Below are 26,574 nucleotides of genomic sequence, written 5' to 3' on the forward strand. Positions count from 1 at the left end.
CTACGTCAATCGAGCCCGTCGGTCTCGCTCTTGCCGCGACGGAGCGCAGGCCACTCGGCGAAGGCGAGCACTAGCAGCAGGACGAAAAGGAGCCCGGGGACCAAGGCCATGAGGCCCAGGGCCCAGTGGAATCCTGCTCGGGAGCAGATCCGACAGACCGGCCAAAGGATGAGGAGGTGTAAAACCAACACCTCCATAGGTCCGACCGCAGCCATAAATCCCAGGAGCATGACACCGGGCCTCCCGGCTCGTTGGAACGAGCCGCTTTCGCGAGAGCGCTCCCGGGAGACCTTCCGCCCAAACCGTGGCGAATCGTACCACGAGCCTCCACGGCGGGGCGACAGGCAAGAAGCCTAGGGGGTCAAACCCGCTCCAGGACCAGGCTGGCGTTCTGGCCGCCGAAGCCGAAGCTGTTGGATATGGCGGTGCGGAGGGGCATCTCGCGGGCGGTGTTGGGGACGTAGTCGAGGTCGCAGTCCGGGTCGGGGGTGGCCAGGTTGATCGTGGGCGGGACGACCCCGCGCTCCAGGGCCATCGCGGTCGCAGCGGCCTCGACGGCGCCCGACGCTCCGATCAGGTGGCCGATCATCGACTTCTGGCTGCTCATCGGGATCGACGGCGCCCGGTGGCCGAAGACCCGCTTGACCGCCACGGTCTCCATCAGGTCGTTCAGCCGGGTGCTCGTGCCGTGAGCGTTGATGTAGTCGACCTCGCTGGCGTCGAGCCGCGCTTCGCGGAGCGCCGAGGACATCGACAGAGCCGCGCCCTTGCCTTCAGGCTCGGGCCGAGTGATGCCGAAGGCGTCGAACGAGGAGCCGTAGCCGGTGATCTCAGCGTAGATCCTCGCCCCGCGACGCTTCGCCCGACGGTAGCTCTCCAGGAAGAGGACGGCCGAGCCCTCGCCCAGCACGAAGCCGTCGCGGTCGGCGTCGAACGGACGCGAGACCTCGATCGGCGGCCGGACCGACGTGCTGACGGCCTTCATCGCCGAGTAGGCCACGAGGAGCTGCGGGTCGAGCCGGCTGTCGCAACCGCCGGCGAGCATCACGTCGGCGTCGCCGCGAGAGATCAGCCGGAAGGCGTCGCCCACGGCCTGGGTGCCGGCGGCGCAGGCGGTGACGATCGTGTTGTTCGGCCCCATCGCGTGATGGAGGATCGAAATGTGGGCGGCCGCCATATTGGGCAGGTGCTGCAGCAGCCAGAGCGGGAAGATCGACTCCGACCGAGACTGCGCGAACCGGCCCATGTCGAACCGGCCGTCCTCGCCCAGGCCGTCGCGGATCGGCCCCACCAACTCGCCGACGTCCACGGGGGTGATCCCCGTCCCCATGCAGACGCCGAAGCGCGTGGGGTCGAGCTTGCCCGCGTCGATCCCCGAGTCCTCCACGGCCATCGCCGCCGCGCCCACGGCGAAGCGCATGGCCCGGCTCATCAGCTTGCCGTTCTTCTTGTGCGGGCCAAGATACGGCGAGACATCGAAGTTCTTGACCTCGCCGGCGATTTTGATCGGCAGTCCCGTTGTATCGAAACTCTCGATGTAGCCGACGCCCGAACGCCCCTCGGCGATCGCCTCGCCAAAGGCGCGACAGCCGATTCCGTTGGGCGCGACGATGCCGATTCCAGTGATCACCACGCGGTGCATAGTCCCCACCCTCACCCGGTGCCCGACGAACTCGCAGTGTGGGATTCCCGCCCCGACCGTCCTGACTCCTTCATCCTCTTTTGCCGCGTCGAAACCCTTTTTCGCCGCGGCAGTCGCCGGCTCCAGCCGACCCTCCTGCCTTACACATACGACGCCGAACCCATCTACTGACGCGCCGACATCAAAAAAGACAACCGTCGAAACCAGAACCTCCGACAGTCTCAACCCAATCCCAAACGATCGCCGTCGGCACGGCTTGCCTTGCTAGATCATCTTATCACGTCCGTCCAAGGCTTGCAAATCGCCTTAACAATCTAGGGAAAATGCGTGCGACTGGAGAATATACACCGAGAAATCGGTTCCAGGCGACATCCCCGGCGATTGCTTGGAGGGGAGAAGACCGAAACGGGACGACTTGCCGACGAACCCGTGGAACGACATAGTCGTCTTGAAGGGATCGACCATCGCCCGGGGTGCGGGACAGGCGATCGGGGCGGGCGTCGCGGCTCGGGTTCGAGTCGCCCCGCTTGCGACGGTCACGCGGCGGAGTGAGTGGTCGACGTCCTCTTTCTTTATTGTGAATGCGAAAGGTCTGAGAATGCCTCTCTCTTTGGCGGAACGGGCGGGACTGATCGAGCCTTCGGCGACCCTGGCGATGGGCGCTGAGGCGCGGAAACTCAAGGCCCAGGGGATCGAGGTTCTGGACTTCGCCCTGGGCGAGCCCGACTTCGACACGCCGACCAACATCCAGGAGGCCGCCCTCCGCGCCATCCGCGACGGCAAGACCCACTACACTCCTCCCGCCGGCGTCCCCGAACTGCGCGAGGCCGTCGCCAAGGTTTACACGGACCAGCACGGCGTGAAGACCGACCCGGCGCAGGTGGTTGTCTCCAATGGGGCCAAGCACGCCATCCACAACGCCTTGATGGCCGTCTGCGGCCCTGGCGACGAGGTGGTGATTCCCTCGCCCTACTGGGTCAGCTATTCCGACCTGGTCAAGTTGACCGGCGCGAAGCCCGTCGTCGTCCAGGCCCCCGAATCGGCCGGATTCAAGATGACGCCGGAGCAGTTTCTCTCGGCCGTCACGCCTCGGACCAAGCTGTTGATGATCAACAGCCCGTCCAACCCGACCGGCGTGGTCTACGAACGTTCTGAGCTGGACGCCCTGGCGAAGGCCGTCCTCACGACGAACGTCGGCGTCCTCTCCGACGAGATCTACGAGCAGCTCACCTACGGCGACGCCCAGCCGACCTGTTTCGCCAGCCTCCATCCCGACCTCCCGGCGCGGACGATCACGATCTCGGGGGTCAGCAAGACGTACGCCATGACCGGCTGGCGGATCGGCTGGAGCGTCGCGCCGGCGGCCGTCTCCAAGTTCATCGCCGACCTTCAGAGCCAGGAGACCAGCAACCCCTGCTCCGTCAGCCAGTACGCCGCTCTGGAGGCGATCACCGGCCCGCAGGACTCAGTCCGCGAGATGAAGGCCCAGTTCACCCGACGCCGCGAGTACGTCCTGAGCCGGGTCGAGAAGCTCCCAGGCGTCTCGTGCCTGCCGCCGGGGGGCGCCTTCTATGCGTTCATGAACGTGGCCTCGCATTTCGGCCGCACGCTTGGGGGCAAGAAGGTCGTCGACTCGACGTCGTTCTGCCTCGCCGCGCTGAGCCAGGCCAATGTGGCGCTCGTCATGGGCTCGGCCTTCGGTGCCGAGGGTTACGCTCGGATGTCGTTCGCGACCGACCTGGCGACCCTGGAGAAGGGGTTCGACGCCCTGGAACGCTTCCTCGCAAGTTGAGCGAGCCGACGACCGATAGGGGATGAAGTGGAGGGTTGCGGAATCGCCGATCGAGTCGCCCCAAACTCCTGGATCGCCCTTGTACGGGGCGTTCGCCTGGGTTAAGGTGCGGCCCCCATCGCGACTCCACCTCTTACGGAATTCTCCGCTTCGTTCCCCGAGGTCGTCCCGGTCGAGCGCTTGCGATCGGCCGGGCAGACGAGGAAAGTCGGGCTTCATGAAGGCCAAGGCCGCATTCCGGATGCTGCTCGCGATCTCGGCCTGCCTGGCGGCCGCCGGCTGCCGGACGGCCGGCCCCGCGCCTTCCAAACGCACCGCCCCGCCCCCGTCCGATCCCGTGACCTCATTCCGGATCGACGATTTCGTCCGCGAGCACAACCTGAACGCCCGGCTCGTCAAGAACGTCAAGGCCCGGCCGTCGATCTACCTGACCGCCGCCGATCCTAACGGCGGCGATCCGAAGTCCGCCGGACTCAGCGGCCGGCTGCTGGTCGTTCAGCCCTACGACTTCAAGCTCCTCGTCGAGAGCAAGATGACGACCGACCTGGCCGACATCGGCTCGAACGAGAAGGAGTTCTGGTTCTGGCTCAAGGACAACCCGGAAAAGCAGATCTTCCGCTGCGCCTACAGCGATCTGGGCAAGAGCGACCTGCCGGCGACCTTCCAGCCTGACTGGATCATGACGGCGATGGGCTTGAAGCCGATCACTCGAGACGAGGCGGCCTCGGCGCGGATCCTCCCCGGCGAGCGTCCGGGTACGACCCTGCTGAAGTTCCCCCCGTCCAGCGACCCGGCCTCGGCCTACCTCCGCGAGATGGTCGTCGACGAGGCGTCCAACCGGCTGGTTGAGTACCGAGTTTACGACCGCGACGGCAAGACCCTGATCGGCCAGGCTCGGATCGGGAAATACCAGGAGCTGGAACTCAAGGATGAAGCCGCGGCCGGCTCCAACGCTCCGGCGTCGCCGGTCGCCTGCCACCTCCCCGACAGCTTCAGCCTGGACTGGAAGCGCGAGGGATTGAAGCTGGACATCACCATGAACGCCAGCCGGATGAATCCCGTGGCGGTCAACAGCCCTCCGTTCAACCCGACCGTCATGGCCTCGTTCGTCCCTCCCACGATCAGCGGCTATCAGGCGGTGGACATCGCCGAGATGGCCCGAACGCGTCCCCGAGGCGACGCCGGCGCGGGCCGCGACGGGGAAACGACGATCCGCGAGACGATCCCGCCGCCCGAACGGACTCCGTCGCGCCGACGCTCGCAGCCGGTCGACGCCGACGTGACCCTCGGCCCCCCGGTTGGGCTTGAGATCAAGGGGGCCCGGCTCCAGTCGCCCGACGCCGACCCGAACATCGAAACCGCCCCCCGATCCAACACCCGTCCGGCCTCGCGTCGCAACGCCCCGCGGACGGTCGCCCCGACGTCGAGCGGCTCCCTGCTCCTCCCCGTGCTGGAAGATCCAATCGGCGCCGTCACTCCGGGATCGACCTCTCGAACCGCCGGCGCGGCCGACCTGATCACCCCCCGCACCTACGAACGCTGACGTCGGGAATCGGGTTCGTCTCGCCGTCGTCTGGCGGTCTCCTGTCAGCATCGTTCGCCGCGCGGTCTCGCTTGACCCGACCGACGATGTTTCGTCCGGGGGACGAGGCCAAGGCCGAAGGGGCGTTACAATGTCGTCGTCGCGACCGGCGCGACGTTTGGCACTCTCTCCCGTCCCGGAGCCGTCACGACCATGTCACGCGCCCTCCTCGTGATCGACGTCCAGAACGAGTATTTCACCGGGAAGCTTCCCATTACCCACCCGGTCGGGCATCTGGAACGCATCCTGAAGGTGATGGACGCGGCCGAGGGAAAGCTGCCCGTCGTCGTGATCCAGCATGAGATGGAGGCGGGGCCGATCTTCCGCAAGGGGACTTCGGAATGGGAACTGCATCCCGAAGTCGCCGGCCGGTCGCATGACCTGCTGGTCGCCAAGACCCTCCCGGGAAGCTTCACGAACACCGAGTTGGAAGAATGGCTGAGACGGAAGGGCGTCGACACCGTTACGATCGCCGGCTACATGACCCACATGTGTTGCGACACCACAGCCAGACAGGCCGCGCACCTGGGGTTCAAGTCGGAGTTCCTGAGCGACGCCACCGGGACGCTCGACCTGGAGAACGCGGCGGGGCGCGTCACAGCCGAGGAGTTGCAGCGTTCCATCCTTTGCGCGCAACAGCAGTTCCTGAGCGAGGTTCTCACCACGGAAGCATGGTTGGAACGACTGGAGGCGTAGCCGTCGGGACCGGCAAGGTCGTCGCCAAAACCCGCCAGTCGGCGGATTGCCGACGGGGCCGGTTGTGGTACAATTGTACCAATTCCCAACTCGGCTTTGACTTTGGGCGTGCGCCTCTGGTCTCACCCATCGAGGGCCTTCTTCTCCCTTCCGAGGAGGTCTCCCCGTGCCCCTGAGCGACCTTGACCGAAAGCTGATCGATCGGTGCCTGGGGAAGGAGCCAGGCGCCTGGAACGATTTCGTCGATCGCTACCTCGGCCTGATCTACCACGTGATCCACCACGTCGCGCACTCGCGGAGCCGGCTGCTCACCGAGGCCGACACCGAGGACATCGCCGCCGAGGTGCTGCTGGCGGTCGTCGACGACGATTACGACGTCCTCCGCCGCTACAAGGGGCTCAGCTCCCTCCCCACCTACCTGACCGTCATCGCCCGCCGGATTTGCGTCCGCGAGATGATCCGTCGCCAGCGCGAGGCGGAACTCGGTCACGCCAATGCCCATCGCGAGACCGTCGGCGATCTCTCCGGCGAGGCCGAGGCCATCGCCACCGCCGAGGAAGTGGAGCGGATCCTCGACGACCTCCCCGAGAAGGAGGCCGAGGTCGTCCGCCTGTACCACCTCAAGTACATGAACTACCGCCAGATCGGCAAGCAACTCGGCATCTCCGAGAACTCCGTCGGCCCGATCCTCGCCAAGGCCCGCAAGCGGATGCGCCGGGCGAACCAGTCCAACCGGGCGGGGTGAGCTATTTCCGTGGGGAGTAGGCTGCTGCTCCATTGACTCGATGGAGGAACTTTCATGGCTCTGGCCGTCGAGGAAATTCTGGCCGCCGCACTCGCCCTGTCGGACGTCGATCGCCCTGATCTAATCGAAGCTCTCCTTGATTCGGTCGATTCTTCAGACCAGCCATCCCTGGACGAATCCTGGCGAGAGGAAATTCAGCGGCGATCGGCGGAATTGGCAACAGGTGCCGTGAAGCCGGTTTCATGGACGGAAGTCAAACGGCGGGCTCGGGAGTCTTCGGGTGGGTGAGGTCTGGTTCCACCCGGAGGCCCAAGCCCAATACGAAGCCGCCTTCGCTTGATATCAAGGGCGGAGCAGCCAGGCGGCGGATCGCTTTGAGGTCGAGTTTGATCGCACGATCGACCTCATCATCTCCAATCCCACATTGTTCCCCCTCTACGACGACCTGCATCGTCTCGCGATGGTCCGTCGATATCCTTTCAGCTTGGTCTATCAGGTTCTCCCCGATCGCATCTACTTCGTGGCCGTGGCTCATACGCGCCGACGACCGGGATACTGGCGGGGGAGGAGTTGAGCATTGGGGCTGCATGCGAGAATGGCCTACGAGGAATCGGCAAGCCATCTTAATCCGTTTAGTTCCTCGCCGGCCTTTTGATCCTGCCGTGGCCGCTGACGGCCTGGATTCGTGAGCGGTCCCGCCGGGCCGCGGCTGTTCGGAAGGCTTGACGCCCGTTTCACCGGCCACCCGCATTCCGCCCAAAGCACCAGGCCGTCCGCGGTCGATAACCCTACCCGGAGGACCGGCGCAGGGAGGTGCTGGGGACCAGGGCTGCGGCCCGACCGGGGAGCCGGGAAGCATGGCGCGACGGGCCAGGCGGGCGATGGTTGCGGCGGCGATGATGGCCGTCGGCGGCTGCGCGACGGTGGCGACGTCCCCGGAGCGCGATCGCGAGCGAGCCCGCGCGGGGAGGCTGGCGGATACGAGCGTCAAGCGCACGTCGAGCCCCGCCGAGGCGACCACGGCGATCCCTTCGGGCTCGTCCACCCCCGTGCTCGACGCCTGGATCGTGCTCGCCCTGGAGAACAACCCGACGGTCCGTGCGGCGCGGTTCAACGTCCAGGCGCTGGAGCATCGGCTGCCGCAGGTGACGTCGCTGGACGACCCGGTGGCGTCGAACTCGATCTTCCCGATCCCGTCGGTCGCCCCTCAGTACACCTTGATGGGCTACATGCCGTACTCCGGACTGCTGGCCCAGCAGTTCCCCTGGTTCGGCACGTTGCGGCTCCGCGGCGCGGCGGCGGCCGAGGACGTGAAGGTCGCCCTCTTCGAGCTGGCCGCCGCTCAGCTGGATGTCGTCGCCGGGGTGAAGTCGGCCTACCACGACGTTCGGTTCAACGAGCGGGCGCTAACGCTCTTGCGCGAGAACCGCAAGCTCTCGGAAGACTTCCTCGAAGTGGCCAAGGTCCGCTACCAGACGGCCTCCGCGGCCCAGGCCGACGTGCTGCGGGCCGAGGTCGCCGTGGCGGACGTCGACCGTGAGATCGCGATCACCGCGTCGACGCTCCAGCAGGCCCGCAACGACGTCGCTCGGCTGCTGCACATCGATCCGGGGACGAATTTGGAGTCCGGCGCCGACTCGCCTTCGCAGACGGTTCCGGCGGAGTTGGAACGTCTGGTGCAGATCGCCACGGCCAGCCGCCCCGAGCTTCACGGCCGACTCGCCGCCGTCGCCCGCGACGAGAGAGCCGTCGAACTGGCCCGCAAGAAGTTCTATCCGGACTTCACCCTGGGCGGGATCTACCAGGACATGGAGCGCACCAACGCGGCCGTGTCGACCGCCATGGGGATGCCCAATATCGGCATGTTCGTGGGCTTCAACATCCCGATCTACCACAAGCGGATCCAGGCCGGCGTCAACGAGGCGATCGCCCGCGCGGGGGCCGACGCCATGCTCTACGAGGCCGAGCGCGACCAGGCCCACCGCGAGGTCAAGGACGCCCTCGCCTCCGCCCGCGCCCAGCAGAACGTACTGGGCCTACTGCGTCGGGTGAACTTGCCGGCCTCGCAGAAGGTCTTCGACCTGACCCGCTCCGAATACCAGGCCGACAAGCCGGGTGTCGACTATCTGACCCTCCTTTCGGCCTGGCGTGAACGCCTGCAAGTGGAGTTGCAAGTCGCCCAGGTGGAGGCCGAACTCGGCAAGAGCCTGGCCCGTCTCGAACGCGCCGTGGGATGCCGCCTGAACGAAGAGCCGCCCGCGCCAGAGGCTCTGTCACCGGCTCCGCCGCCGTCGACGCCGGGGCCGTTCCAGGAGCCTCCTAAGTGATCAAGGTTGTTTTCATGAAAGCAACTGATGGAATGTGGAATCGGGTGGCATCCGTCATTTTTGTCATGGCGATCGTCGTCGGATCGACTGTCGCGCGAGGCCAGGGGCTCGAAGGGGGCTATCTCCCCTCGGGCGGGGGGGCGTTCGTCCCGTTTCGATCCGGACCCGGCGGCGGCCTCGGCGTGATGCCTTCCGGACCGAGAGCCATGTCGCCGTCCTCGCCTGTCATGTCCACAATGCCCGGCGCGACCAGCCTCGGCGCCCCCGTCGGCCTCGGCTCGTTACGCCCTCTTGGAGTCTCGGGCATGACCCCGGTTGGGATGGGGGGGGGCCCCCTGATCAACCGCCCTGGCGCGACCATGCAACCGATGCCGCGCCCGCCCGTCGGCTCCTACCCCTTCCGCATCCCGCCAAACCTCCGCGGCGGAGCCTCGCAACGGCCGTCGATGGCGATGTGATCCACGATCGTCCTGGCCGTTGCGGAGAATAGGAGGTATAATCTCCGCAGGTCGTGCGGAGATTAAAGTGTATATTCACGAACAATCCGACTGGCCTGCTTTTCGGTGGGACGGCGAGGCCCTAGCGGGCGTCCTGGGCGAGGTGCGGCATCGTCAGGGGCGGTTGATCGGCCGGATGGAGGCGCTCGGCTTTCGGCTGCGCGAGGAGGCGACGCTCGCGACGTTGACGGAGGACGTCGTCAAGACGAGCGAGATCGAGGGGGCGATCCTGGATCGCGAACAGGTCCGGTCGTCACTGGCGCGCCGTCTCGGGATCGAGGTCGGGACGCTGACGCCCGCCGATCGGGACGTGGAAGGGGTGGTCGAGATGATGCTCGACGCCGTCCAGTTCGCCGACCGACCGCTAACCAGGGATCGACTCTTCGGCTGGCACGCAGCGATGTTCCCCACGGGACGCAGCGGCTTGCATACGATCCGGGTCGGGGCCTGGCGAGACGATGCTTCGGGGCCCATGCAGGTGGTGTCGGGGCCGATCGGGCGGGAACGCGTCCATTACGAGGCCCCCTCCGCGGACCGACTCGAGGTGGAGACGTCGAGATTCCTCGATTGGTTCAACGGCCGCTCCGGCGTGGATCTCGTGCTGAAGGCGGCCCTGGCGCATCTCTGGTTCGTGACGATCCATCCCTTCGACGACGGCAACGGCCGGATCGCCCGCGCCCTGGCCGACATGCCCCTCGCCCGATCAGACGGCTGTCCCCAGCGCTTCTACAGCATGTCTGCTCAGATCCGCCTGGAACGCGACGCGTATTACCGCATCCTGGAGCGGACGCAGAAGGGAGGGCTCGACGTCACCCCCTGGGTCGCCTGGTTCCTCGCCTGCCTGGGGAGGGCGATCGAGGCCTCCGAAACGATCCTGGCGAAAGTTCTGGCCAAGGCACGCTTTTGGGAAGCTCTCGCCGGCGAGTCACTCAACGACCGCCAGCGCAAGGTGCTGAATCGCCTCCTCGACGGCTTCGAGGGCAAGCTCACCTCCTCGAAATGGGCGAGCCTCGCCAAGTGCTCGCAGGACACGGCCAACCGCGACATCAACGACCTCGTCCGAGGAGGCGTCCTGGTGAAAGACCCAGCCGGCGGCCGGAGTACGAGTTATTCGCTTCGAGGGCCCGATGAAGCGAACGGCGAAGAGTCGGTGCGTTGATCGTCTCCTGAGAGCGCGTTAGGCTCGGAGCGATCTGAATCCGACCTCATGTTTGCGGAGCACCCATAATGATTCGCCGTGGATGGAACGTCGCCGCGATCGTGTCTCTGACTCTGGCCCTGGGTTCGACGGCTTTCGCGCAGTCGGCCGACTGGAAGCCGTTGTTCGACGGCAAGGATCTGGACGGCTGGGAGCACGTCGGGCCGGGGCGGTTCGTGGTCGAGAACGGGGAGATGAAGACCGAAGGCGGCATGGGCCTGCTGGTCTACTCGCGCGAGAAGCTGGGCGACTGCGTGATCCGCGTCGTCTACAAAACGGGGACCGAGAAGTCGAACTCGGGCGTCTACGTCCGGATCGCCGAGAAGCCAACCGAGCCCTGGTACGCGGTCCACAACGGCTTCGAGGTCCAGATCGCCGACGGCGGCAAGACGAACCGGGGCACGGGCTCGGTCTACACCTTCGCCGAGGCCCACGCCCAGCCCGGCAAGCCCATGGAATGGAACACGCTGGAGATCACGCTGAAGGGGAACCGCGTCTCCACTGCGATCAACGGCACGCCCGTCGCCGACTTCGATTCCAGCGACCTCAAGCCCGAACCCAAGGCCAAGGCCGGCCCCGGCGACCCGGGCCGCGGCCCCCGCGCCGAGAAGGGCTACATCGGCCTCCAGAACCACGACGAAAACTCGAAGGTTTTCTTCAAGGAAGTCTCCGTCCGTCCGCTCTCCGGCGGGAAGTGACGAATCACGGCAGGCGCCGATGCGACGTGCGACGGGCCGTCATCCTGTGACGCGTCCGTCCCGTCGCCTCTGGATTTGAGAGATACGAGTCAGCCGGTCCTCCCGCTCCAGAGGCAATATCCAGCCCAGGCCCCGATCGCCATCAGCAACAAGCCTCCGACGATGAATCCGGGCCGCGACGGACCGCGCGCCATGGATTGCAGGGCCGCATCCGGGGCCAGCAGGCCGATCGCGCCCTTCAGGATCATGAGCCAGCCCAACGCCGTGAGCACCGCCCCGGGCCACGCCCAGCCGCCATGCCCCGCCACGACCGCCGCCCCGGCCGCCAGGCTCAAACCGGCGTTGGCGAACGCCCCCGGTCGGCCCGCACGATGGAGTCGGGCGTAAACCTCGATCCAGTCGTCGGCTCGGAGGATGTGCGAGACGCCGACGGCCAACGAGGTGATCGCCAGGAACCACTCGACGGCCCGCTCCATCTCAAATTCTCCCCAACTCAAGCCGCACGGACGATGACGTCAGGGTCGCCAGTCGCCGTCGGCGGTGCCGTCGGGGCTGGCGAGAACGACCTTGTAGCCATCGGGGTCGTGCAGCCAGATCTCCCAGTGGTTGGGGCCGCCGTTGCCGTCGGGCGGGTTGCGGTGGCGTGAGAGAATCACCTCGGCCCCCATCGCTTCCACCCGCGCAACGGCCTCGTCGAAGTCGTCCACCTCGAACCACAGCAGCAGGCCGTTCCCAGTGGCGACTCCGACGTCGCCGATCGGGCCGTGGTGGTCGTCGCGGTCCCAGCGGTGAAGCTGCAGAACCATCCGGCCGTCGGCGGTGACGAGCCGTTCGTAGTTCGGGCCGCCGTGCGCGCTCTCGCAGCCGAGCAGCCGCTGGTACCAAAGGCTGCTCGCTTCCACGTCGTTCACGCAGATCAGAGGTTGTGGTCGCACCCGTCTCCTCCTGACGCTTGGCCCTGAACTTCGATCTCTCCGATGTTCATCGGCCGTCATAAGATTAGTAATTATAAATATTTAGGAAATCAGTGCTTTCGCGGATTGTTTTTGAGTATTTTGCTACATCGCCGCTCGTGCCATGGAGTCGTGACGCCATGGAGACGAAGCGACCGGAGAGGCCGACAGCCGACGACGGCGGGGGCCGATGAAGATGGGCGACGTGACGGAGATTCTCGCGGGCGTTGAGCGGGGTGATCCGCAAGCGGCCGGAGACCTTCTGCCCCTGGTTTACGACGAGTTGCGCCGGCTCGCGGCGCAGAGGTTCGCGCACGAGAAGCCCGGACAGACGCTTCAGGCCACGGCGCTGGTGCATGAGGCCTATCTGCGGCTGATCGGCGCGGCCGATCCGGGTTGGGAGGGGCGTGGGCACTTCTTCGCCGCCGCGGCCGAGGCCATGCGTCGGATCATGGTCGAGCAGGCGCGGAAGCACGACAGCCTCAAGCGCGGCGGCGAGTTCCACCGCGTCGACCTGGACGCGGTTGAGCCCGCCGTCGAGGGGCCGTCGCTCGACCTGCTGGCCCTGGACGAGGCTCTCACGGCCCTGGAAGCCAAGGACGCCCGCAAGGCGAAGCTCGTCAAACTCCGCTACTTCGCCGGGATGACGCTCGACGAGGCCGCCGAAGCGCTGGGCGTCTCACCTTCGACGGCCGACAACGACTGGGCCTACGCCCGCAGTTGGCTCCGGCTGAGGATGCTCCCCGACGACATTGATAACGACTCGGGCTGAACATCGCTTTTTTTAAGGTCGAGTTGGGTCGTTTCGCCGCCGATTTCGCATTATCCTTTCGGAGGGTGTAGAAAGAGGCCGTCGGAGCCCAACCGATGAACCCGAGCCGTCTCGACGAGGAAGCGATCTTCCATGCAGCCCGGCGGATCGACGACCCCGAGGCGCGGGTTGCGTATCTGATGGAAGCCTGTGCGGACGACGCGACGCTTCGACGGCGAATCGTGCGGTTGCTGCGGGTCTACGAGAGCGACGAGAGCTTTCTGGCCGAGCCGCCCTGCGCCTTGACTCCTGCCCAATCGGCGGGCGTCGCTTCCGGCGAGGTCATCGGCCCGTACCGCCTTGTGAATGTGATCGGCGAGGGGGGGATGGGCGTCGTCTACATGGCCGAGCAGTCCGCGCCGGTCCGCCGCCAGGTCGCCCTGAAAATCGTCAAGCCGGGAATGGATACGAAGCAGGTCATCGCCCGATTCGAGATCGAGCGTCAGGCCCTGGCGATGATGGATCACCCCAACATCGCCCGAGTCTTCGACGCCGGCGCCACGGCGCAGGGGCGGCCCTACTTCGTCATGGAGCTGGTGCACGGCCTGCCGATCACCGAATATTGCGACCGCGAGCGGCTGTCCGTTCCCGAGCGGCTGGAGCTGTTCGTCCTCGTCTGCCGGGCCGTGCAGCACGCCCACCAGAAGGGGGTGATCCACCGCGACATCAAGCCGTCCAACATCCTGGTGACGCTGCAGGACGGAGTCGCGACGCCCAAGGTCATCGACTTTGGGATCGCCAAGGCCGTTGCAGGAAGCCTCACCGATAAAACGCTCTTCACCACCGCGACTCAATTCGTCGGCACGCCGATGTACATGAGCCCCGAGCAGGCCGGGCTCGCGGGCGTGGACGTCGATACGCGGAGCGACGTCTATTCCCTGGGCGTGGTGCTGTACGAACTGCTCACCGGCACGACCCCCTTCGACTCCACGACCTTCCGCGAAGCGGCCTTCGACGACCTCCGCCGCCTCATCCGCGAGGAAGAACCGCCGAAGCTGAGCACCCGCCTCGGCTCGCTGGGCGAGATGCTCACCGTGGTGTCGGCCGACCGCCAGGTCGATCCGCGTCGCCTGGATCGGACCATCCGCGGCGATCTCGACTGGATCGTGATGAAGGCGATGGAGAAGGACCGCGGGCGCCGCTACCAGACGGCCAACGACTTCGCCGCCGACGTCATGCGGTTCCTGAACGATCAGCCCGTCGACGCGTCGCCGCCGTCGACATGGTATCGGTTCACGAAGTACGCCCGCCGCAACCGCGCCGCCCTGACCACCGTATCCCTCGTCGCCGCCGCCCTCGTGCTGGGCCTCGCGGCCAGCGTTGCGACGACGGTCCGGGCGATCAAAGCCGAACAGAAGACCGCCGCCGCCCTGACTCGCGTGCGTGAAAGCCTCGCCGAGGTCGATCGCCAGCGCGACCGGGCCCGCCGCGTCGTGGACGACATGTACACGCAGGTCGCCGAGCGCTGGCTCACGCGCGAAGGCAGCCTGTCTCCGATCCAGCGCGAGTTTCTGGAAAAGGCCCTGGCGTTCTACGAGGAATTCGCTCGTGAGCAGTCCGGCGACCCTCGGGTGCGGGTTGAGGCCGCGAAGGCCGCCGAGCGCGTCGGCCAGATCCGACACCGGCTCGGCCTGCATGCGGCGGCCAAGGAAGCGATTCGCAAGACGTTGGACACCTGGCGTCGCCTTGTCGATGAACAGCCGGAACAACCCGAGCATCGCCGAGGACTCGCCCACAGCCTTTGCTCGATGGGTTCGGCGCACATGGCCATCGATGAGATCGCCGACGCCGAGCGAACCTTTCGCGAAGCCGTCGCACTTCAAAGGCCCCTGGCCGAAGCGCCGGGCCTGCCCGAGGACCACTGGGAATTGGCGATGAGCCTGCGCTCGTTGAGCCAACTGCTCTGGTTGACGGGAAGGGACGACGAGTGCGAGCAGGTCGCCCTTCAAGGCATCAGCATGCTCAATCGCCTGGTCGCCGAACATCCTGAAGACTCGAGCTACCTTCGAGGCCTGGCCCTGGCGGAGATGGATCTGGCCTCGGAGATGTGCCGCCGAGAGGAGCGGTTGGCCGATGCGGAGGTCAGAGCTCGGCGGGCGATCGATCTGTTTCGACGCCAGGTGAATGAAGATCCTTCGGATCCGTTGAATCAAGCGAATTTAGGATCCGCCTATCAATGTCTCGCCAACACCTATCGCTTCAGGCATCGGCCCAGAGAGGCCGTCGAGGAACTGCGTCTCGCCTTGCCGATCTGGGAGCGTCTGGCGGCCGACGACCCGAATCTGCATGCCGTCCGACGAAGTCTAGGCGGCACGCTGCATTTCCTTGCGGAGCAGCTCATGTGGCTCCAGCAGTATGACGAGGCGGAGCCGCTGCTGAGCCGCTCGGTCGAAGTCGTCGAGAGTCTCATCGCCGAGTTTCCCACCGTCCCCCTGTACCGGAGCGATCTGGCGGTCTGTACGTCGAAACTGGGGCGGCTGCTCGCTCAGCATGGTCGGAACGCCGAGGCCCGCGAGGCGTTCGATCAGTCGTGCGAGAACATGCGAAACCTGGTGAAGGATCACCCGGAATCGGCTTTTTATCGACGCTGCCTCGCCTCGAACTGTTACACGGCGGCGGTCGACTACGCCACATTCCAGGGGGGCGAACCGGGCGACGCCGTCCGCGCCCGCGATCTGGCCCGCGAAGCCATCCAGGTCGATTCGCGTGCAGCCGGCTTCTGGATGGGGCTCGCCCTGGCCGAGTACCGTTGCGGAGACCTCGACGCCGCTCTCACGGCGGAAACCAGGTCTCTCCAGATGCGCAAGGGGTACGCTTCGAACTACGACTGGTTGCTCCTGGCACTGATCCATCTGGAACGAGGAGACCGCCAGCAGGCTCAGGAATGGGCGTGTCGGGCCTTCAACAATCGATCGCCGGGAGATTGGCGTGCCGCCGAGCCGGATCTCAGTCGCCTCATCCGTGAGAACGAGGCGAGGCTGAGGTCGCTTCTCCCAGCCTGCACCGAGTAACCGAATCCGTCTCAGGTTCTCCTTCGTCCCGGCGCCAAGGACCGTCGGCCGACGGTCCTTGCATGCGCAAAGTCTGGTTCGATCAGAGGCACATTCTGAAGTTTTTTATTTCTTTGTCACCCCGTTAGGTCGGTCCCGCGCCGATTGCGCATTGGCCGGTGAAGAGCGAACGAAGCTCCGCTCGCTTCCCGAGACGAAGCGTTCGCACGCCTCATTTCACCGAGGAGCCGACCGATGCGCAGCCCGAACTCCCGCAGGCCCCGCTCCCTGAACCGGCGATCCCGACCCGCCCGCTCTCGCCGCACGAGCTTGGAACGGCTTGAAGCGCGTGAGTTGCTCACGGCCGTCGGCGTTCCCGACGGGCTGGTGAGCTGGTGGACGGGCGACGGCACGGCGGCCGACCTGAAAGGAGTAAACAACGCCAGCCTGATCAGCGGCGCCACCTACGCCGCGGGGAAGGTCGGGAAGGCGTTCAGCCTCGACGGCGTGAATGATCGCGTCCAACTCGCCGACTCCGACAGTTTGAAACTGACGGGCTCGATGTCGATCGAAGGCTGGATCAAGGTCGACACGTTCCCCACGAGCGGCCACGGCGAGATCTTCTTCCGCGGCGACGACCGGGGAGGGCTGGACCCGTATTCGCTCAGCGTCGAGCCGGATGGCACCTTGTGCTTCCTCGTGACGAACGCCTCGAACGCCGGAGTCACCCTCAAGTCTCCCATCGCCCTCGGTCAGTTCATCCACGTCGCCGCGACGCTCGACGACGCGACCGGTTCGATGAAGCTCTACATGAACGGGTCGCTGGCGGCGCAGATGACGACCACGATCCGGCCGTTCCGCGATCTCGACCCGGCGAGCAATCCAAGCATCGGCATCGGCAACCACGGCGGTTATCCCAGCACGCCGCACAACTTTCCGTTCGACGGGCTGATCGATGAATTGTCGGTCTACAACCGGACCCTCACCCCCGGAGAGATCCTGGGGATCTCCAGCGCCGGGGTCGATGGCAAGATCCGCGCGGCGAACTACTTCGCCGCCGATTACCCGACGGTCGTGGAAGGGCCGGCGGCGACCACGTCGCCCGTGACCTTCACGATCCGCCGCGTCGGCAGCCTTGCGGGCCAGGCCGTCGTCGACTGGACGACGGGCAACGGCACGGCGACGGCTGGGACGGACTTCGCGTCGGCGTCCGGCCAGGTCGTGTTCGCGGACGGCGAGTCGCAGAAGACCGTCCAGGTGACGGTGAACGGCGATACTGCCACCGAGGCCGATGAAACCTTCTGGCTCGTCCTTTCCACATCCACTCCCGGCTATTCGGCCGGCGGCGGCGTCGCCACGATCCTCAACGACGACGCATCGATTACCATCGCCGACGTCTCCGTCGTCGAGGGGGACACACGCTTCGGCAGCCTGGGGGCGCTCGTCCCGGCGTCGGCCAACGGCGGCCTCAACCGCTCGACGGGGATGGCCATCGGCCCGGACGGCAACCTCTACGTCGGGAGCCTGAACACGAACGAGGTCTTGCGCTACAACGCCGCCACCGGGGCCTTCATGGGCGCGTTCGTGACCGCCGGGAGCGGCGGGATGAACGGCCCGGCCGTCCAGGGCCTGATCTTCCGGCCCGACGGTAAGCTGTACGTCGCCTCGCGCAACGGCAGCAGCGTCCAGCGGTACGACGCCGCCACCGGCGCGTTTCTCGACACCTTCATCCCCACAGAAAGCGGCGGCCTGTCCGTGCCGAAAGGAATGACCTTCGGACCAGACGGAAGCCTCTACATCAGCAGCGGGACCAACCAGGTCCTTCGGTACAACGGAACGACCGGGGCGTTCATGGGCGTGTTCGTCGCGGCCGGCAGCGGTGGGTTGACGAACCCCCGGTCTCTCACGTTCGGTCCCGACGGAAGTCTGTACGTCGCCTCCGCCGACACCGATTCCGTGCTGAAGTACAACGGGACGACGGGGGCGTTCGTCGCCGCGTTCATCGCCGCGAACTCGGGCGGCCTGGACGCGCCCGGCGATCTCCTCTTCGCCAACGGCAGCCTCTACGTGGCGAGTCAGAACACTCACGAGGTCTTGCGCTACAACGCCGGGACCGGCGCGTTCATCGAGGCCTCGGTCTCGGCCGACGCCGACGGGCTCAATCTGCCGATCGGGCTCTTACTCGACTCAGGCGGGAGCCTGCTGGTCGGGGGCTTCGAGGAGATCCTCCGTTTCAGCGCCCCGTTCCCGGCCACGTTCGCGATCACCCTGAGCAACGCCAGCGCCTCGCCCGTGACGGTGAACTACGCCACGGCCAGCGGGACCGCCAGCGCCAGCGGCGACTTCACGGCCGCCTCCGGCTCGGTGACCTTCGCGCCCGGCGAGACGAAGAAGATCGTCCGCGTCCCGATCGTGAACGACGCCGTCGCCGAGTCGACCGAGACGTTCACGGTGAACCTGTCGAACGCCGTCGGCGGGACGATCGCCGACGGGCTGGGGATCGGGACCATTCTCGACGACGACGCGACCAAGTTCTACGTCGTCGACGACGGCTCCGCCAATCGGACGTACGAGTACGGCGTTCCCGGCAACTCGATCGAGAACTACACCCTCAACAGCGGCAATACGGCCCCCCGAGGCGCGGCGAGCACGGCGGCCGGGGACAAGGTGTGGGTGGTCGACGCCAACAAGATCGTCTACGTCTACAACACGAGCGGCGGATTGCTCGGCTCCTGGACGGCGGGGACGCTGGCAGTGAACGCGGCCGTCGAGGGGATCGCCACCAACGGGACCGACGTCTGGATCGTCGACGCCAAACAGGACAAGGTCTTCCGTTACACCGGAGCGGCGAGCCGCCTCTCGGGGAGCCAAACCGCCGCGAGCAGCTTCAGCCTCAACAGCGCCAACTCGAACGCCAAGGACGTCACGACCGACGGCGTGAACCTCTGGGTGGTCGACGACTCCTCGACCTACAAGGTTTTCAAATACACGGTGGCCGGGTCGCTCCTCGGAAGCTGGACGATCGCCGGCGCGGGCTCCAGTCCGACCGGGATCACCATCGACCCCTCGAACGTGAGCAACATCTGGATCGTCGACGCCGGCACCGATCACGTCTACCAGTTCGACGGCGCGGCGAGCCGGACGTCGGGGTCGCAGGCGCCTTCGACGAGCTTCGTGCTGGCGGCCGGCAACACCAACCCACAGGGGATCGCCGACCCGCCTCCGGCCGCCGGCGGCACGCCCGTCGCGAAGACCGCAGCGATCCACGATGCCGTCCTGGACGACCTGGCCGGCTCCTCCACGCCCTTCTGGACCTGGGCCGACGCCCAGCCGCAGACGATCGCCGTCGCGGACGTCCTCTCGACTCGCAAGAAGCCGCGGGCCGGCCTCGTCGGCTGACATCGGACATGTTGATTCGTCGGAACGAGCGAACCGTCCGGGGCGAGTCGCGCCCCCCCGGGCGGTTTCTTCGTTTCGAATCGGCGACGACAGACCCTTACCGGCTTCTGAATCACTGAGAATCATAAATGCCTGCAGAGCGGATATCTTAGCATCGCCATTCGGATTATTTTGTTTCATTATTGTCGCCTTGTGGGGAGGGTATGACGATGCTCGGCGACGAGGGGGAGGAGTTCGGGGACTGAGCTTCGCGATTTTTTGGAAGCGGGTTGGGTCGTTTCGCCGCCGATTTCGCATGGTCTTCCCGGAGGGTGTCGAAGCTGCCGTCGGAGTCCGGTCGATGAACACGAGCCATCCCGACGAGGAGGGGATCTTTCATACGGCCCGAGGGATCGGCGACCCCGAGGCGCGGGCCGCATATCTCGCGGACGCCTGCGCGGGCGACGCGGCGTTGCGACGCCGGGTCGGGAGGTTGCTGCGGGTCCACGAGCAGGACGGGAGCTTTCTGGCCGAACCCGTCTGTGCAGCTCGCCTGGAACGCTCGGCCGCGGGAGAGGGGCCCGGCGACCTCATCGGCCCGTATCGACTGGTCGAGCCGATCGGCGAGGGGGGGATGGGGGTCGTGTACTCGGCCGAGCAGTCCGATCCGATCCGCCGCCTGGTCGCCCTGAAGGTGGTCAAGCCGGGGATGGACACCCGCCAGGTCATCGCCCGATTCGAGATCGAGCGTCAGGCCCTGGCGATGATGGATCACCCCAACATCGCCCGAGTCTTCGACGCCGGCGCCACGGCGCAGGGGCGGCCCTACTTCGTCATGGAGTTGGTCCCCGGCCCGCCGATCACGGAATACTGCGACCGGGAGCGGCTCACCATCCCAGAGCGGCTGGAGCTGTTCGTGCTGGTCTGCCGGGCCGTGCAGCATGCCCACCAGAAGGGGGTGATCCACCGCGACCTGAAACCCTCCAACATTTTGGTGAAGCTGCACGACGGAGTCGCGACGCCCAAGGTCATCGACTTTGGGATCGCCAAGGCCGTCGAGGCGAGTCTCACCGGCAGGACGGTCTACACCACCACCGCCGCGCAGTTCGTCGGCACGCCGATGTACATGAGCCCCGAGCAGGCCGGGCTCTCGGGCGTGGACGTCGATACGCGGAGCGACGTCTATTCCCTGGGCGTGGTGCTGTACGAACTGCTCACCGGCACGACCCCCTTCGACGCCACGACCTTCCGCGAAGCGGCCTTCGACGAACTCCGCCGCCTCATCCGCGAAGACGACCCGCCGAAGCCGAGCACCCGCCTCGGCTCGCTGGGCGAGACCCTCACATCCGTCTCAGCCGATCGCCGGACCGAAGCCCGCCGCCTGGATCGGACCATCCGCGGCGATCTCGACTGGATGGTGATGAAGGCGCTGGAGAAGGATCGCCGACGTCGCTACCAGACGGCCAACGACTTCGCCCGCGACGTCATGAAGTTCCTGAACGACGAGCCTGTCGACGCGCGCCCGCCATCGGCGTGGTATCAGTTCACGAAGTACGCCCGCCGGAACCGACCGACGTTGATCACAGCCGCTCTGGTGGGACTGGCGCTGGTCGCCGGCACCGTCGGGAGCGCCTGGCAGGCGGTCCGAGCGACGAGAGCCGAGCGCAGCGCCCAGGAACACCAACGGCGGTCCGAGAGGCACTTCTATGCGTTCAACCTGCGCCAGGTCCAGGAGATCATTGAACAGGGAGAGGTCGAGAGGGCCCAGGAAAGACTCGCTTCTTTGCGAGACGAGTTGGGCGAGCGAAAGACGAGCGACTTCGGGTGGCGTTACCTCCACCTGCTCGCCGCCCGTGCGGTCGAGACTTTCGTGAAACATCCGGCCGACATCGGCCCGATAAGGATCTCGCCCGACGGACGGCTTCTCGCATCGGGCGATCTGCGGGGGATGATCCGCTTGACGGATCTGACGTCGGGACGGGTTCTCAACACGATCGACGGCAAGTCGGGTTTCGTGAGGGATCTGTCGTTCTCCCCTGACAGTCGCTATCTGCTCGCGGACGTCGAGACCGTCGAGTCGCCGAATCGCGTCGAGACCGTGATCTGGGAGATATCGACCGGGAATCGCGTCGGGAGCGTCGGCCCTTACGATGTCACGTGGATGTGGCCATCTGCGTTCTCATCGTCGGGCCGTCGGCTGGCCCTGGTCTCGCGAGCGACCGAAGAGGGCCCGGTTACGGCAACGCTTTTCGACTTCGCGTCGCGACCTGCCCGGCCGGTCCTTCTCAACGAGCTTCGGTTCCAGTTCATAGGTCGCATCGCCCTCGATCACGCAACAGTCGGGTCGCAGCCTTACGACAGCTCGTTCACAGTCTTCGACACCGAGACGTTTCAACGCCGCTGGACCCTGTCGGCTGAAGCCCGCGATCATGGCAGCCCCGTACTCTCGGAGGACGGCCGGCGAATCGGCCTTGAGAACGACCAATATATCGTGATCCGAGATACCGCGACGGGTGAAGAGCAGAGTCGAGTGGTGCGCGGCGAGGGGTCGCGGCTCATCGAGATCTACGCGCTCAGCCGCGACGGAGGAATGCTCCTGGCCCGGTCGGAGCCTCCCCTGAGCCTGTCCTTGATCAACCTGAAGGACGAGCCGCCGCAACCACGGCGCGAGATCCCGCTGGAGAATCCCGAACGCTATCAAAGAGCCCTGGCCTTTTTCTCGCCGGATGCCTCGAAGGTCGCCGTGACGCCCCTCGACGGTAGAAACGAGCCCGGGCCGGTCACGGTCTGGGAATCGGCCACGGGGCGTCATTTGGCGACGTACCCGGGCCAGGCGCGGGTGCTCTCCGAAGTTTTCTCCCCGGATGGAGAATCGCTGTTCCTGAAGTGCGACGATGTGGTGTGGCGATGGTGGTTCGGGCGGGCGCGGTACGTCGCGCCGGAGCGGCTCGACGGTCACCGGGACGAAGCGTGGGCGCTCGCTTTCTCGCCCCAGGGCCGCGTCCTGGCTTCCGGCAGCGACGATACCGAGAACGACGACACGATCAAGCTCTGGGATCCGGCGACAGGGCGGCTCCTCAAGAGTTGGCGCGCCGATCCCGGCACGGTCTCGGCCCTCGCCTTCTCGCCAGACGGCCGCGTCCTCGCCTCTGCGAGCCTCGACCCCTCGAAGAACCTCCGCCTCTGGGACGTCGAGAACGGCCTCCTGCGCCGTGCCCTGATCGGCCACACCGATAAGGTCCGCTCGGTCGCCTTCTCACCGGACGGCCGCATCCTCGCGTCGGCCGGGGCCGACCGTACGATCCGGCTCTGGGAAGCCGCGACCGGTCGTCCGCTGGCCTCGCTCTCAGGGCACGCCAACGTCATTCGCAAGGTGGTCTTCAGCCCGGACGGCCGAACTCTCGCCTCGGCTTGCAACGACAGGACCGTGCGTCTGTGGAACGTCGCCTCAGCCCGGGAGACGCGGACGTCCCACGGTCTCGAGAAGTATGCGGCCGTCGCCTTCGCCCCTGATGGTTCGACGCTCGCCGCGGCCGACGAAGGGGGCGACATCGCCGTTTGGGACGTGGCCACGGGTGACCGCCAACGCGTGATTCACTGCGAGTCGACCCGGCTCATGACCCTGGCCTATTCACCCGACGGACAAACCCTGGCCGCGGCGGGCATGGGCCGATCGATTCGCGTCTGGGACGTCCTCACCGGCCAGGAACTTCTGACTCTCCGAGGCCATGCCGCCCAGATCAACGATCTGGCGTTCGAGCCCAACGGCAACGTCCTCGCCTCGTGCAGCCACAACGGCGAGGTCAGGCTCTGGCGTGCGAATCAACGACTTGCCGGCGCCGTCGAACCCTCGTCCAGCCGGCCCTAACCCTGTTCGATCGGAAGCGTTTTTCAGATTCCTTTCTCATCCCGCTGGGCCGCAGCCGCCCCGATTTCGCATTGGCCGGTGAAGAGCGAACGAAGCTCCGCTGACGTAAGTTCTCCCCCTGGTTGTCGTGGGTCTGTGATGCGAGGCCGACGCACGTCTCTCTTCTCCCTCTCATCGTGTCAATTGAACACACGCCTCCGCATCGGTCACTCCCCCGGCTGAATCATCAGGCCGGCGACCTTGCCCGCCTTGTCGAGGACGAACGACGCCCGGACAGTCTCGTTCGCGAAGGCCGCTCGGTAGCGCAGGCGGAGAGTCTCGCCGACCTCTTTGCGCTCGACGAGTTGGAAAGCCTTCAAGGCGCCGAAGTCGGGGAGCTTGCCGGCGGTCTCCTTGATGCGGGGGACGAGAGCCGTCTTGGCGGCTTCGGCGAAGAGATCGGGATCGGCCTCGCCTTTGACGGCGGCCTCGAGGACGCCGCGGAGTCGCTTGGTGGCGGCCTCATCGGCGTCGGCGATCGGTTCCAGCGGCTTCTCGACGAGCGCCGGGACGACCAGGCCAGCGATCTTGCGGGCCATCTCGCCGGCGTGGCCCCCTTCGAGGTTGGTCAGAACGATGATGGTCAGCCGGTCGTCGAGGAATCGGGCGATCTCGGTGGAGAAGCCCGGGATGCCGCCGCCGTGGGCGACCTCGCGATGGCCGGCGACCTTCGTCACCCCCCAGCCGAATCCGTAGGAGGCTTCGCCCTCCTTGAGCGGGGTCGGCTTCCACATCTTCTCCAGGGTCGGGCCGTCGAGGATCTTGCCGCCGGCCAGGGCGGCGTCCCATTTCACGAGATCGGCGACGGTCGAAACCAACGCCCCGGCGGAGAACGGCTGAGTCGGGCTGACGTACTCGCCGTTCTTCAACTCCTTACCGTCCCATTCGTACCCCTGCGCCCGGCCTGGAATCACGGCGCGAAGGTCGTTGACGCGAGTTTTGGTCATGCCCAGAGGCCGGAAGATCCGCTCGGCCAGGAATTCGCCGAATGGCTTGCCGGACGCCTGTTCCACGATCATGCCCAGCAGGAAGTAGCCCGTGTTGCTGTATTGCCACTTCTCGCCCGAGGGGAACTCCAGAGGCTCCTTCGCCACCAGGTCGAGGATCTCGCGAGGGGCGAAATCCTTCCGCGTCATCTTGTCGAAATCCTTGACGGACGTGTAACTCTTGATGCCCGACGTGTGGGTGAGAAGCTGACGGACGGTGACGTCCTTCCAGGCTGCGGGAAGGTCCTTAAGCCGGTCCGAAATCTTGTCGTCGAGCTTCAGCTTGCCGTCGCCGACCAGCAGCATGACGGCCGTCGCCGTGAACGTCTTGGTCACCGAGGCGAGCTGATAGACCGTCTGATCCGTGGCCGGGACGCCCAGCTCGACGTTCGCCAGCCCGTACCCCTTCGACAGCAACACCTTGCCGTCCTTCACGACCGCCACCGAAGCCCCCGGCACGTGCCGCTTGGCCATCGCCTCGCGCATATACGCGTCGACGCTCTCGACGACCGATACGGATGGCGCAGGAGTCTGGGCTCCCGCCGACGAGACGACCGAAGCCAACGCGAAAGCGAGGAGAACCGGGGCAATCGTCCGCCTGTTCATGGCATCCATCCTGATCGAAGTGAGCCGAGGGGTCGTCGCGATCAACACCCGGGGTATTCGATCGGGAAGGGCCAAGTATTGGAAGGGGGGGCGTGCATCTTGTCTACTCGGGCTGGCGGACACCTCGCTCCAGTTCGTCCTGCTTGGCCTTCTCACGGTCCAACTCGGCTCGCCTGGAGTTCTCCTCATCGCGAGCCTTCGCGAGGTTGCTCCTGAGCGATTCGCCCCCATCGATCACGAAGATCTCCAGGATCTTTCGCTTACTTTCGGCCACCTCCCGCGCAAGCTGGGCTTTATGGAGGTTCAGATCCGCGGAGAGCTTCTGGTCCTGGGAGATGTACTTCTTCTCGAACATCTTCTTGGCCCATTCGGCGCGATCAGCGGTCCGTGCGAGGTCGTCCTCGGCAAGTTTGATCTCGCCTTCGACGGTGGCTCTATCGAGCTTGTTCTCCGTGCTGACTCCGAATTCCTCCAGGCTGATCTCAGCGAGAACCCGGTTCTGCCGGGCGATCTCGTAACGGGCCTCGGCCTTGCGCACGGCAAAACGTTGGGCGACGAGGTCTTTCCGGGAAGACGGAGTTTGACGGGAAGGCTCGGGACGGATGGTCGTCTTGACCTGACCCTCGCCAGCCCCGGCTGCTTCCTGGCTCCCCCGGACGTACGAGCCGGCACTTCCGGCGGCCAAACCGACGAGGACCACGGCGGCGGCGAGGGATCGAATCTTGATCCAGAACATGGTGCGAAGAACTCCCTGAGCGAGCGACAAAACGTGCGGCGAGACCCCGAGCCCCGTCGCCAGGCCGACCGAGGTTGGCAGGGTCGAGGCGACAGCCCGGCCCATCGTGTCGACGGCCGCCGCGGCGACGGCCAGCCCCACGCCCCGGCGAGTCAGGCGGTCGCGGACCATCCGCCGGCCACGCGCCTGGCGGCTCTTGACGGTCCCCACCGGCCAGCCCAGCAGCCGAGCCGTCTCGGAGTGGGTGCGCCCCTCCAGGTCGCAGAGGACCACCGCCGCGCGATACCGCTCCGGCAGTCGGGCCAGTTCCTCGTGAATCGCGGCGTCGCGGTCGAGGTCCACCGAGACGGCCGGCTCCATATCGCGGCCAGCGAGCCGAAGTTCGTTACGACGGCGTCGGATGGCTGTCGCTCGGAGGCCGGACGCGGTTTGCCAGGCGACGCGATGCAGCCAGGGCCCAATCGATCCCCTCACCCGCAGCGTCCCCGCCTTCCGGGCCAGGACCAGGAAGGCCGCCTGCGAAGCGTCCTCCGCCTCGTGCTCGTTCCGGAGGACCGCGAAACAAGCCCGGCGGACCATCGCCCCGTGTCGCTCCACCAGCACCGCGAAAGCCAACTCCGACGCCTCGTCCGACCCGGTCGAATACCGTTCCAGCAGTTGGCCGTCGGTCAGGTCGCCCACAACGCCCAACAGGTGAAGCGTCTGAAACGGCTGGGCTCGCCCTTCGTTGCGTCTTCCCACTGCCATGACGCCCCCTCCCCCACCCTTCGCCCGGCCGACTCGCCAGATTCCTCACAAGATAATGGCGCGAGCCCGTCGATCGGTTCCAGAAACTCAAGGACTCGAGATTTATCAAGCATGCAAGGACACCGAGTTCGATCGGCCTTCGAGTATGGCGGGGGATCTGGTAGAATTCCCGGATTGGACGGAATCCGAGCCTGGACGCCGAGGAAGAGCGTCGGCGGGGGTGGCCCGATGGGTGCACTCCGGCCGATAGATATCGCGAGGGGGGCGGAACGCCGCGCGCCTC

Annotated in this window: 18 protein-coding genes and 1 pseudogene; 13 read left to right on the top strand and 6 right to left on the bottom strand. The window is 66.2% G+C overall.

The genetic code is table 11. The features are described from left to right. Positions 1-5: 5 nt before the first annotated feature. Both G5C50_RS08430 and G5C50_RS08435 read right to left on the bottom strand, forming a co-directional pair. The gene (locus G5C50_RS08430) at positions 6-230 is read right to left on the bottom strand and encodes a hypothetical protein (protein WP_165067719.1); all 225 of its coding nucleotides are present in this window, start codon (positions 228-230) and stop codon (positions 6-8) included. A 131-nt stretch (positions 231-361) separates the two neighbouring features. After that, entirely contained in the window at positions 362-1,642 is a 1,281-nt protein-coding gene (locus G5C50_RS08435; RefSeq protein WP_165067722.1) for a beta-ketoacyl-[acyl-carrier-protein] synthase family protein, read from the bottom strand. 598 nt (positions 1,643-2,240) lie between these two features. On the opposite strand from G5C50_RS08435, the gene G5C50_RS08440 reads away from it, so the two are divergent. The 9 genes and pseudogenes from G5C50_RS08440 (at position 2,241) to G5C50_RS08480 (ending at position 11,177) form a co-directional block, all read left to right on the top strand. Then, positions 2,241-3,434 carry a pyridoxal phosphate-dependent aminotransferase gene (locus tag G5C50_RS08440; protein WP_165067723.1) on the top strand — a complete coding sequence of 398 codons (1,194 nt, stop codon included), beginning with the start codon at positions 2,241-2,243 and terminating at the stop codon, positions 3,432-3,434. 217 nt (positions 3,435-3,651) lie between these two features. After that, positions 3,652-4,977 carry a hypothetical protein gene (locus G5C50_RS08445; RefSeq protein WP_165067726.1) on the top strand — a complete coding sequence of 442 codons (1,326 nt, stop codon included), beginning with the start codon at positions 3,652-3,654 and terminating at the stop codon, positions 4,975-4,977. A gap of 192 nt (positions 4,978-5,169) precedes the next feature. Continuing rightward, the gene (locus G5C50_RS08450) at positions 5,170-5,712 is read left to right on the top strand and encodes a cysteine hydrolase family protein (protein WP_165067728.1); all 543 of its coding nucleotides are present in this window, start codon (positions 5,170-5,172) and stop codon (positions 5,710-5,712) included. A gap of 166 nt (positions 5,713-5,878) precedes the next feature. After that, entirely contained in the window at positions 5,879-6,457 is a 579-nt protein-coding gene (locus G5C50_RS08455) for an RNA polymerase sigma factor (protein WP_165067730.1), read from the top strand. A gap of 54 nt (positions 6,458-6,511) precedes the next feature. After that, positions 6,512-6,745 (top strand): addiction module protein, encoded by a 234-nt coding sequence (locus G5C50_RS08460; RefSeq protein ID WP_165067733.1) that lies wholly within the window; start codon positions 6,512-6,514, stop codon positions 6,743-6,745. Positions 6,746-6,818: 73 nt separating this feature from the next. Continuing rightward, positions 6,819-7,031, top strand: a pseudogene (locus G5C50_RS33175) (type II toxin-antitoxin system RelE/ParE family toxin); the annotation flags it as partial. A gap of 283 nt (positions 7,032-7,314) precedes the next feature. Beyond that, on the top strand, positions 7,315-8,784 hold the full coding sequence (locus G5C50_RS08470) for a TolC family protein (RefSeq protein WP_165067735.1): 1,470 nt from the start codon (positions 7,315-7,317) through the stop codon (positions 8,782-8,784). Between the two features lie 525 nt (positions 8,785-9,309). Continuing rightward, complete coding sequence (locus tag G5C50_RS08475) at positions 9,310-10,440, top strand: Fic family protein (RefSeq protein ID WP_165067738.1); 1,131 nt, start codon at positions 9,310-9,312, stop codon at positions 10,438-10,440. 68 nt (positions 10,441-10,508) lie between these two features. After that, a complete protein-coding gene (locus G5C50_RS08480; RefSeq protein WP_165067740.1) occupies positions 10,509-11,177 on the top strand; it encodes a 3-keto-disaccharide hydrolase in 669 nt (222 codons plus the stop codon). Positions 11,178-11,266: 89 nt separating this feature from the next. Here G5C50_RS08480 and G5C50_RS08485 read toward each other — a convergent pair whose 3' ends face one another. After that, a complete protein-coding gene (locus tag G5C50_RS08485; protein ID WP_165067741.1) occupies positions 11,267-11,653 on the bottom strand; it encodes a hypothetical protein in 387 nt (128 codons plus the stop codon). Between the two features lie 39 nt (positions 11,654-11,692). Beyond that, positions 11,693-12,112: a VOC family protein gene (locus G5C50_RS08490; RefSeq protein WP_206107620.1), complete on the bottom strand. Its 420-nt coding sequence runs from the start codon at positions 12,110-12,112 to the stop codon at positions 11,693-11,695. 214 nt (positions 12,113-12,326) lie between these two features. Here G5C50_RS08490 and G5C50_RS08495 point away from each other — a divergent pair, with 214 nt between their 5' ends. The 4 genes from G5C50_RS08495 (at position 12,327) to G5C50_RS08510 (ending at position 23,177) form a co-directional block, all read left to right on the top strand. Continuing rightward, positions 12,327-12,902 (top strand): sigma-70 family RNA polymerase sigma factor, encoded by a 576-nt coding sequence (locus tag G5C50_RS08495; protein WP_165067991.1) that lies wholly within the window; start codon positions 12,327-12,329, stop codon positions 12,900-12,902. Positions 12,903-12,997: 95 nt separating this feature from the next. Next, complete coding sequence (locus tag G5C50_RS08500; RefSeq protein WP_165067745.1) at positions 12,998-15,952, top strand: serine/threonine-protein kinase; 2,955 nt, start codon at positions 12,998-13,000, stop codon at positions 15,950-15,952. A gap of 234 nt (positions 15,953-16,186) precedes the next feature. Beyond that, on the top strand, positions 16,187-19,330 hold the full coding sequence (locus tag G5C50_RS08505; protein ID WP_165067747.1) for a Calx-beta domain-containing protein: 3,144 nt from the start codon (positions 16,187-16,189) through the stop codon (positions 19,328-19,330). 340 nt (positions 19,331-19,670) lie between these two features. Further along, complete coding sequence (locus tag G5C50_RS08510; RefSeq protein ID WP_165067749.1) at positions 19,671-23,177, top strand: protein kinase domain-containing protein; 3,507 nt, start codon at positions 19,671-19,673, stop codon at positions 23,175-23,177. 206 nt (positions 23,178-23,383) lie between these two features. Here G5C50_RS08510 and G5C50_RS08515 read toward each other — a convergent pair whose 3' ends face one another. After that, positions 23,384-24,808 (bottom strand): serine hydrolase domain-containing protein, encoded by a 1,425-nt coding sequence (locus tag G5C50_RS08515; RefSeq protein WP_240907016.1) that lies wholly within the window; start codon positions 24,806-24,808, stop codon positions 23,384-23,386. 103 nt (positions 24,809-24,911) lie between these two features. Next, positions 24,912-26,291: an RNA polymerase sigma factor gene (locus G5C50_RS32560; protein ID WP_165067753.1), complete on the bottom strand. Its 1,380-nt coding sequence runs from the start codon at positions 26,289-26,291 to the stop codon at positions 24,912-24,914. Between the last annotated feature and the right edge of the window lie 283 nt (positions 26,292-26,574).

It is taken from the genome of Paludisphaera rhizosphaerae (genome assembly GCF_011065895.1).
Taxonomy (GTDB): domain Bacteria; phylum Planctomycetota; class Planctomycetia; order Isosphaerales; family Isosphaeraceae; genus Paludisphaera; species Paludisphaera rhizosphaerae.